Below are 8,948 nucleotides of genomic sequence, written 5' to 3'. Positions count from 1 at the left end.
AGTCGTTACTACGAACAGGGGAGTACGACTGAAGTCGTTACTACGAACAGGGGAGTACGACTGAAGTCGTTACTACGAACAGGGGAGTACGACTGAAGTCGTTACTACGAACAGGGGAGTACGACTGAAGTCGTTACTACAAACAGCCTCCCCCATCTTCCCCAATGACCAATGACCAATGACCAATGACCAATGACCAATGACCAATGACCAATGACCAATGACTCTCAAGCTTTACCCTTGCGAAGACTGTCCCAAACAGCCGATCGCCTCTAGTAACCCTCGCGCTTTATTCAGGGTCTCTTGATATTCACTCTGAGGCACCGAATCCGCCACCAAACCCGCACCAGCTTGGACAGAAACCGTATGTTTGCCATTGCCATTGCTGCGGACCACCATAGTTCGGATGGCGATCGCACTATTCAACTGACCCTCAAAATCGTAATACCCATACACCCCAGAATAAGGACCCCGGCGACAGCCTTCCAACTCATGAACAATCTGCATCGCCCGAATCTTCGGTGCCCCACTGACAGTTCCAGCAGGAAAACAGGCTTTTAATAAATCCCAGGCTGTTTTTTCCGGGTCCAATTCCCCCCGGACATTACTGACAATATGCATCACATGGGAATAGCGCTCAATCACCATTAATTCATCCACCCGGACGCTTCCCTTGACACAAACTCGCCCAAGGTCATTGCGGCCCAAATCCACTAACATGACGTGCTCAGCCACTTCTTTCGGGTCGTTGAGTAAATCTTTGGCTAAGGCGGCATCTTCTTGGGGAGTTTGTCCGCGCAATCGGGTTCCGGCGATCGGGCGCACCGTGGCTAATCTGGACCCTTCTGGAGTCAGTTCTGCCTTGACCATCACTTCCGGACTAGAACCGATAATTTGCCAATCATCGAAATTGAAATAAGCCATATAAGGCGATGGATTGATTAACCGCAAGGACCGATAGAGGGAAAACGGATCTCCCTCATATTCCGCTGAGAGGCGCTGAGAAATCACAACCTGAAAGATATCCCCCGCTTTGATGTAGTCCTTGGCCTTTAAAACGTTTTTGCAGTATGTTTCCGGTGAAGTATTGCTGGTATAGTGCAACTCTTTCCGTTGGCTGGCATCTGAGGGTCTGGAGGGTGGGGTCCATTCTAACAGGGTGTCTTTTGTTAATAGGGGTTCCTGGAGTTGCTTGACTAAACCCCGCACGCGATCGCAGGCTTGGTCATAAGCCGATCGCGGATCCAAAGTTCGCAAATCTGCGTAGGCGATCGCCCAAATCTTCCGCTTCACTTGGTCAAACACCAGCAAACTATCCGCCTGCATCCACAATCCATCGGGCACATCGGTTTCTCCCGCAGCATGGACTGGCACCCGGGGTTCCATCCACCGAATCAACTCATATCCCCAAAATCCAAATAAACCCCCCACTCCCGGCGGCAATTCAGGTAATTTCACAGGTTGAATCAAGTTTAGGCAGGTTTCTAATGCCTCAAACGGGTCCCCCTCAAACACATCCACCACTCCCGTGCGATGTTTTTGAATGGTTTGGTTATCTCGCGCTTCCAAAATCCACAAAGGGTCACAGCCGAGAAAACTATACCGGGCCAGGTTTTCGCCCCCTTCGACCGATTCCAACAAAAAGCTATAGGGTTGTCCTGCACAGACTTTGTACCACGCTGAGACAGGGGTATCCAGATCCGCCACCCATTCTTGGTAGACGGGGACAAAATTACCTTGTTTGGCGAGTTCAGTAAATTGAGAAAAATCTGGAAAAATCATAAGGTCTTGATGTTGCCGGAGGATGGGGGAGATGGGGGAGATGGGGGAGGATGGGGGAGATGGGGTTCATGTTCGTAGTAACGACTTCAGTCGTTACCGCGTGTCATGGCGGATGCCATGACACGCACCATGACAGGGTTAATCGTCGGTTTGGGGACTGGATGCTTTGCCTCCAAAGGGGCGTGACTTGGCAGAGGCCAAGTCACGCGGTAACGACTGAAGTCGTTACTACAAACATCTCCTCCCCATCTGCTCTTTTTTATGTTCCCAAAACAATGGCTAACTGCTCATTGCCAAAAAACTTTGAGCAATTAGCAATTAGCCATTGAGATTTCAGATTAAAAAACGTTACACAAACATTGCAGGCGATCGCAAGTCGGGTTCCCTTAAATGTTAGGGGACCCTGACTCGGAACTCACAGCACAAGGCTCTTTGTTCCTAGGCGATCGCCAATAAGTGCTTGGTGTTTACGGATCGTAAGGCTTCTTACCGCTGAACTTGATTTTCGCAGGTTGGGGGTTGTCGCCAATCTTGCGATCAATCTTGCCGTAGTAGGGACGACCTTCGTTCACTTTTTCAGGGAAGACACCATCTTTGGGATGGAGATACTCGGTTTCACCATTGGGATAAACGCGGTAAATCTTATAGTCTTCGATTTTGGGCTTGAACTTGGTCCGGAACTGGGTCCCCAATGCGAGGCAGTGCTCTTTGCGAGGCAGGTAGAGGAGGTTTTCCCCTGCATTCATCACAGCAGCGCCACCGCTGGGCATTTCAAAGACTTGTTCTTTGGAAGAGGTCCATGTGATAGCGTATTTTTCTTCCACTAGCGCTTTACTGAGTAAACCGCCGGTGCTGCCCCCAAATTTTGGGGCTTGTCCTGTCAAGGTTTCTGCCATATCTTACTCCGGATATTTTGAAACAATTTTTAGGGCATCGTACCACTGACATCGCATACTGCTACAGATTTCGTAAGGATCTGTAACAGTTCTTTAGATTTGGGTCGTTTTGTGTTGGTTATTGGTGTTCTGTAGGTCAGGTTTGGGGCCGATGGGCTCTATGTTCGTAGTAACGACTTCAGTCGTTACCGCGTGACTTGGCAAGAGCCAAGTCACGCCCCATTGCAGGCAAACCATCCAGTCCCCAAACAGGCGCTTAAGCCCACAAGGGTGCCTGTCATGGCGATCGCCATGACAGGCGGTAACGACTGAAGTCGTTACTACAAACATAGAGCCGATCTCCCCAGTCATGTTTGCTAGTCTTTGTGAACCCACCTGACCCTAATCGTACAGAATTTGTCCGGGGTCCAATGTTCGTAGTAACGACTTCAGTCGTTACCGCGTGACTTGGCAAGAGCCAAGTCACGCCCTATTGCAGATAAAGTATCCAGTCCCCAAACAGCCGCTTAAGCCCTAGCCCTGTCAAGGTGATAAATTTAATGACGAAAAATCGTTATTTCCTGTAGGGGCGCTTCGAGAAGCGCCTGTCCAAGAGGTAAATTTGATGATGAAAAATCGTTATTTCCTGTAGGGGCGCTTCGAGAAGCGCCTGTCCAAGAGGTAAATTTAATGACGAAAAATCGTTATTTCCTGTAGGGGCGCTTCGAGAAGCGCCTGTCCAAGAGGTAAATTTGATGATGAAAAATCGTTATTTCCTGTAGGGGCGCTTCGAGAAGCGCCTGTCCAAGAGGTAAATTTGATGATGAAAAATCGTTATTTCCTGTAGGGGCGCTTCTCGAAGCGCCCCTGGGGCCTGCGCATTGCGCCCCTACAAATCAATACACCTTGACAGGGCTACCGCTTAAGCCCACAAGGGTGCGTGTCATGGCGGATGCCATGACACGCGGTAACGACTGAAGTCGTTACTACGAACAGGAAAACCATGCTTCCTTACTAGCGAATCGGTGTGCGGCGATTGCGGGAACTGCCGGAGGACCGATCGCCTTTTGATGATTTACTTTTACTCCGGGGATTGGGGGTAACTTCCGAGGTGCTGTCTGCGGCGATGGGAATAGTGAAATAAAACTGACTGCCGCAATCTTTCCCCCCAGATTTGGCCCAAATTTGGCCCCCCCAGCCGGTGACGATTTGCCGACAGATGGCTAATCCTAGGCCGGTGCCTCCGGTGGAACGACGTAATGCTCCTTCTTCTTGGTAAAAGCGATCGAAGACGGTTTCGAGGCGATCGCTGCTAATCCCTCGTCCCGTATCCGCCACTTTCACCTCCAGTTCCCGATCGCCTCGGGGTTGGGCCACAATGGTCACTGTTCCCCCGGACGGCGTAAATTTACAAGCATTATCAATCAGTTTCGAGAGCACCTCCACCAACCACTCCCCATCGGCACGCACCAAGGGCAAATCCTCGGGCACTTCCAGGGTCAAGGTGGGTAACCCTCCCGCTTCGCTGTTAGCCCGGGTGCGAACGCTACTGATGGCTAAGGACAGGCATTCATGCAAGGGTAGGGCTTCGGTATTCCATTCCACTCGTCCGCTTTCTAGGCGCGATAGGGTCAGAAAATCCTGCACCAGGGTCCGCATTCTTTCGGCATCGTCTAGGGCGGTACTGAGCATGACTTGCCGCAGTTCCGGGGGCATATCGGGGTCGGAGGCGAGACTTTCTAGGCAGACTTGAATGGTGGACAGGGGGGTGCGGAGTTCATGTCCGGTAATGGCGATCAGGTTGCTACGGGTGCGATCGAGGGCGGCGAGTTGTTCGTTTAAGTCTTCTAGGTTGGCGTAGGCTTCTGCTTGCAGGGTGGCGACCCCAACTTGGGTGGCGATCGCCTCCACCATTGCCAGTTCCTCTGCATCCCACTCTCTTTCCTCACAGCCACAGTGGTGCAACTCGACCATTCCTACCAGTTGATTCTGATAGAACACGGGCACCATTAACCAAGATCCAATCTCCCACTCCTGGACTAGGCTCATCAACTGTTTAGACCCGGTAATCCGGGGATCTGTGGTGATGTTTTCGACGGTGACTCGTTCTCCAGAGGCGACGACTTCCTGAAACAGGGGATTCTCCTGCAAGGGCCACACTTCTCCGGTGAGGGACTTGACCGATCGCCCTAAAAATTCATAGGCGATCGCCGCTTCTTGATCCGTGGCTTTGCAGCGATAAATTAAACACCGACAAACGTCCAGGGCTCCGCCTAGTTCTCGCACGGCCACTTGGAAAATATCTGCCGGATTCAGGGATTGCCGAATGGCGGTGGTAATGGAGTTGACTAACCGTTCCCGACGTTCCTGCGCGGCGATCGAGCGATAGGTTTTGACTAATTTATGTTGACCCGCCTGGAGGTAGGTGACCAACCGTTGCACAAAGGGTCCTGGGTCTACATCTTGGAATCTTGCGGCTGCTTCTAGGGCCTTGTCGGTTTCGTTCAATTGATAGGTGGCGATCGCCCGTTGGATCTTCGCCTCCAAATCCGGTCGATACACCCGCACTCGGTCTAACAATAACCGCGCCACGGTACTGGAAACCTGTCGGTCAAAGGTCCAAATTCCCTCAAACCGTCTCGATTGATCCATCGAGGGCAAATCCGAGCCCTTCTCCGGCGCTACCTCTTTTTCCCGACAAACCAGACAAGTGGAATAGTTCGGCGCAAGCACCACCAAGTGCCACTCTTTCGCTAATCCATCATCGGGTTCAAAGGCGATCGCCTCCTGGATCTGTGAACTATTTTGAAATTCCGTTTCCGGTGCCGCCAGGACATACACTTGATCCGTCTTGTTGCTGATTCGTCGATATCGGTGTGCCTCCTGACGATAAAATCGCTCTCGTTGGAAACAGGCAATCACCAACGCTGCCTCAGTCCCCGCCAGGACTTGATCTTCCATCGCATGGGACAGTGCGGTTAAAGAAGACTTGAAATAAATTTGAGTTCTCAGCAGGGGCAAGGCGTGCAGCAACTCTTCCAGCACCGAAGTAGGAATGCTCATTTATCTTGTCTTTATTTCCAGTGTAGGCAACAACGATTTGTAATCTGCACGGCAATGTTCAGGCGGTCCCGGTATTGCCGAAACTATAATGTTCTCCCTATAACAACGTTATCGCACCATGAGCCGACTACCGCCAAACTGCTGCGAGATTCCCCGAAAAACCCCTGTATTTCAGATTGTTGATTGAAAATAAAGAATTCCTTTCCATAAATTTAGGTATAAATTCTCATCATTTTTTCGTTCACCCCGAGTTAAACCCCAAAAACCAGCCTAAGCCTTTAACAAAATCAAAAATAGTTAGTTCATATCCTCTATGTTTGTAGTAACGACTTCAGTCGTTATCTTCTCGGCGAAAGCCCCGAGTCATTATAAAATTCTGAGTTAGTAGTAGGGTGGGCATTGCCCACCAAATCTAGGTGGGCAATGCCCACCCTACCATTTTTAATGCTTTTATCAACCGGATTTAGTATCAGTCGTTTCTTATCTTCAATAGCCCCAAACACTTATAAAATTCTTAGTTAGTAGTAACGACTTCAGTCGTTATCTTCTCTCCAACAGCCCCGAACCATTATAAAATCCTTAGTTAGTAGTAACGACTTCAGTCGTTTCTTCTCTCCCACAGCCCCAAACAATTATAAAGTTATGCAAAAAAGGAGTGGGAGCATCTTGCTCCCTATCATTTCCACTAGGGAGCAAGATGCTCCCACTCCTTACTTTTAGACTGGCTATATAATATTGGACATACAACTTAAAGGGTTAATCTTAACTCAAAATTACACCAATTTAATATTGAATCAACCCATTAAAAACAAAATTAAAAAAATGTAAAAAGATAAAGCAATCCCAACTCAGAAATGATTCCAGGGAGCGTCCGAAGTCGATCGCCCTAACCCTAAAACCGATCGCCACTTGAGCCTCAACGGCAACCGCTCCGGATTGGATCAGAACAATCCAATCCTTACTCTGAATAGCTGCTAATTTTTCGCCGGGGATGAGGGTGGCGGCGGAATTTTCCCATCATTATTAGCTCCTTGTACAGCGGTCTCAATAATAAATGCGGCCAAGTTAGCCACAGGCCGTCCTTGACTGTCCGCCCACCGTTCGAGGGCATCATAGACGGCATCGGGAAGGGTTACATGGACTCGTTTACTCACGGTTTTGTCTCGATGTCAACAGTTTCATGATACATCCTTGGAGCTACAATGGACGTTAACTTGACAAATAGGGAACCAATCTGCTTCGGTGAGGTACCCTGTTGTGATAAACTAGCCATTAAGGAAAAACCGCGCCCTGTCTTGCCGGACAGAACGCGGGGAAATGTTAAGCCTAACCGCTTATTCAAGCTACGGATAGGGGATCAAAATCATTTGAAACTCTCAGGTCTAACCACACTGAGGTTCTTAACGCATAAGGACTATTCTCGTAAGTACAAGAACAGTTAAGGACAGTTAAGGACAATCCAGAACCGTTAAGGACAATCTAAGGACAATCCAGAACCGTTAAGGACTATTAAACTTAAACTATTAAGGACAATTATGGCACAGACGACGGAAGGTATCAACCCATCTCCCCTAGATTATGGAAATTTACCCGCCAATGTAGTAGAAGAGGCGGAGGCGGTGGTGTCCCGGATCCGCGATCGCATCAAAACCGGGACCATTCAGCAGATTGAGAATGGGTGCGACTTGCTGGCAACCAGACAACGGTTGGGAAAAGACCTGTTTCGCGTCTGGGTCGATCGCTATTTTGACGGGTCGGAATATCTGGCTAAAAATTTAATCAAGGTGGCGGAACTGGTGCAGCGGATTCCCCACCGGATTGACCAGATGGCGGGATGGAGTATTTCCGCATTAGCGGCCCTCAGTGGCGGGTCCGATCGCCTTGCGGAAAAGATTTTAGCCTCCGGCGATCGCCCCAGTGCCACCATGATTAGACAACGGGTCCGCACGGAACGCACCGGCAAACCGGCGATCGCCCGCAAACCGTCCCCTCGCAAGTTTAGCCAAGAAGAGGTAGACCGAAAAATCGCCGAGGCGATCGCCCAAAAGGACCAAGAACTGGCAACCTTGCGAATTCAGCTAGAAAAAGAACTCCAGGACCGAGTACAGGCAGAATTTCGCAAGGCGCGGGATGCAGGATTGCTGGCGGCGAAAACCGAAGTCGCCGCAGCGCAGGAAGTGCGGGAAGAACTGCTGACTAAAAATGTCGAACTGGCCGCTGAATTGGAACAAAAACAAGCTGAACTAGAAGGGATTGCTCAGTTGCATCGGGAAAATCAACTCAAGGATGAACGGATTGCGGATTTAGAGGCAGCCTTAGAACAGTCTAAACAGGAAAGCTGGGAAAATACTTTTAATGAGGAAGCTGCCAAGGTGGTGAATGCGGACTTAGAAAAAGCCTATCAGCCTTTGGTGGAAAAGTTGGACCGGATGACTCAAAAGGTGGCCCAGCAAGAGGCGGAACTCCAGCGCTATCGCCAGGGGGAAGCAGAAGCTGCCGCAGAGGAACCAGAAGAGGCAGAAGAAACCTGGGCGATCGCCTCGGATTTTGGTCAGTTGGCAGAAACTCTGGATTTGCCCGGATGGAGTGGTCGCGGTTATCGCGCTTCCGATGGAATGCTTTACACCAATTTAGTCTCGGCTATCTCTCATTTTATTCAAGATTTTCAAGGGGATTCCTCCTCTAATTCTCGCCATTTTTAAGGGCTGAATTTTGGGTGAGTTTTGCCCACCTGACCCCTCGGTAGTGATGCGAACTCCCGAAAATACTGGATAAAAAAAACCGCTAACCCTTACGGTTTCTGTAGGGGCGATTCGAGAATCGCCTGTGATGGAGTGGGAGCATCTTTCTCGACTTGAGTAGTAGGGAGCAAGATGCTCCCACTCCTCAATTTTAGGGTCCGACTGCTGGAAGTTAAAGGAGTAGGGTGGGCAATGCCCACCATAAGTTACGGTGGGCAATGCCCTACAATTGCTTATTGGAGTAGGGTGGGCAATGCCCACCATAAGTTACTACAATTGCTTATTGGGGAAGGGTTTCGGGAGCGTTTAATTTATCGATCGCCCTGATTAGAGGGCTGTGGCATCCGCTAAGGGAACTCCAAAAAATAAAATACCCAAAACCCACACCCTCAAGGGTGGGGCTATACGGACAAAGCCTGCCTACGCAGGCTGAAGAGTCAAGTTTTTCACCGCAGAACTTGGATAATTTATTTTTTTGGACTCCCTA

At 49.8% G+C, this 8,948-nt stretch carries 6 protein-coding genes; 1 reads left to right on the top strand and 5 read right to left on the bottom strand.

Going from position 1 to position 8,948, the window contains the following annotated elements:
* Positions 1–234: 234 nt before the first annotated feature.
* The 5 genes from trpE to NG833_RS22110 all read right to left on the bottom strand — a co-directional run bounded on the left by trpE (position 235) and on the right by NG833_RS22110 (position 6,874).
* A complete protein-coding gene (gene trpE, locus NG833_RS22130) occupies positions 235–1,782 on the bottom strand; it encodes an anthranilate synthase component I (RefSeq protein ID WP_254567442.1) in 1,548 nt (515 codons plus the stop codon).
* 467 nt (positions 1,783–2,249) lie between these two features.
* Positions 2,250–2,678, bottom strand: a complete 429-nt coding sequence (locus tag NG833_RS22125) for a photosystem I reaction center subunit II PsaD (RefSeq protein ID WP_254567441.1) — start codon at positions 2,676–2,678, stop codon at positions 2,250–2,252.
* 93 nt (positions 2,679–2,771) lie between these two features.
* Positions 2,772–3,008, bottom strand: coding sequence for a hypothetical protein (locus NG833_RS22120; RefSeq protein WP_254567440.1), 237 nt, complete (start codon positions 3,006–3,008; stop codon positions 2,772–2,774).
* 663 nt (positions 3,009–3,671) lie between these two features.
* Positions 3,672–5,720 (bottom strand): DICT sensory domain-containing protein, encoded by a 2,049-nt coding sequence (locus NG833_RS22115; protein WP_254567439.1) that lies wholly within the window; start codon positions 5,718–5,720, stop codon positions 3,672–3,674.
* Positions 5,721–6,694: 974 nt separating this feature from the next.
* On the bottom strand, positions 6,695–6,874 hold the full coding sequence (locus tag NG833_RS22110) for a hypothetical protein (RefSeq protein ID WP_015151598.1): 180 nt from the start codon (positions 6,872–6,874) through the stop codon (positions 6,695–6,697).
* 381 nt (positions 6,875–7,255) lie between these two features.
* Here NG833_RS22110 and NG833_RS22105 point away from each other — a divergent pair, with 381 nt between their 5' ends.
* On the top strand, positions 7,256–8,422 hold the full coding sequence (locus tag NG833_RS22105) for a hypothetical protein (protein ID WP_254567438.1): 1,167 nt from the start codon (positions 7,256–7,258) through the stop codon (positions 8,420–8,422).
* Positions 8,423–8,948 lie beyond the last annotated feature (526 nt).

The sequence above is a fragment of the Oscillatoria sp. HE19RPO genome (genome assembly GCF_024220515.1).
Lineage (GTDB): Bacteria > Cyanobacteriota > Cyanobacteriia > Cyanobacteriales > Laspinemataceae > Laspinema.
The sequence above is the reverse complement of the archived record's forward strand: the minus strand, read 5'-3'. Positions and strand labels throughout refer to the sequence as shown.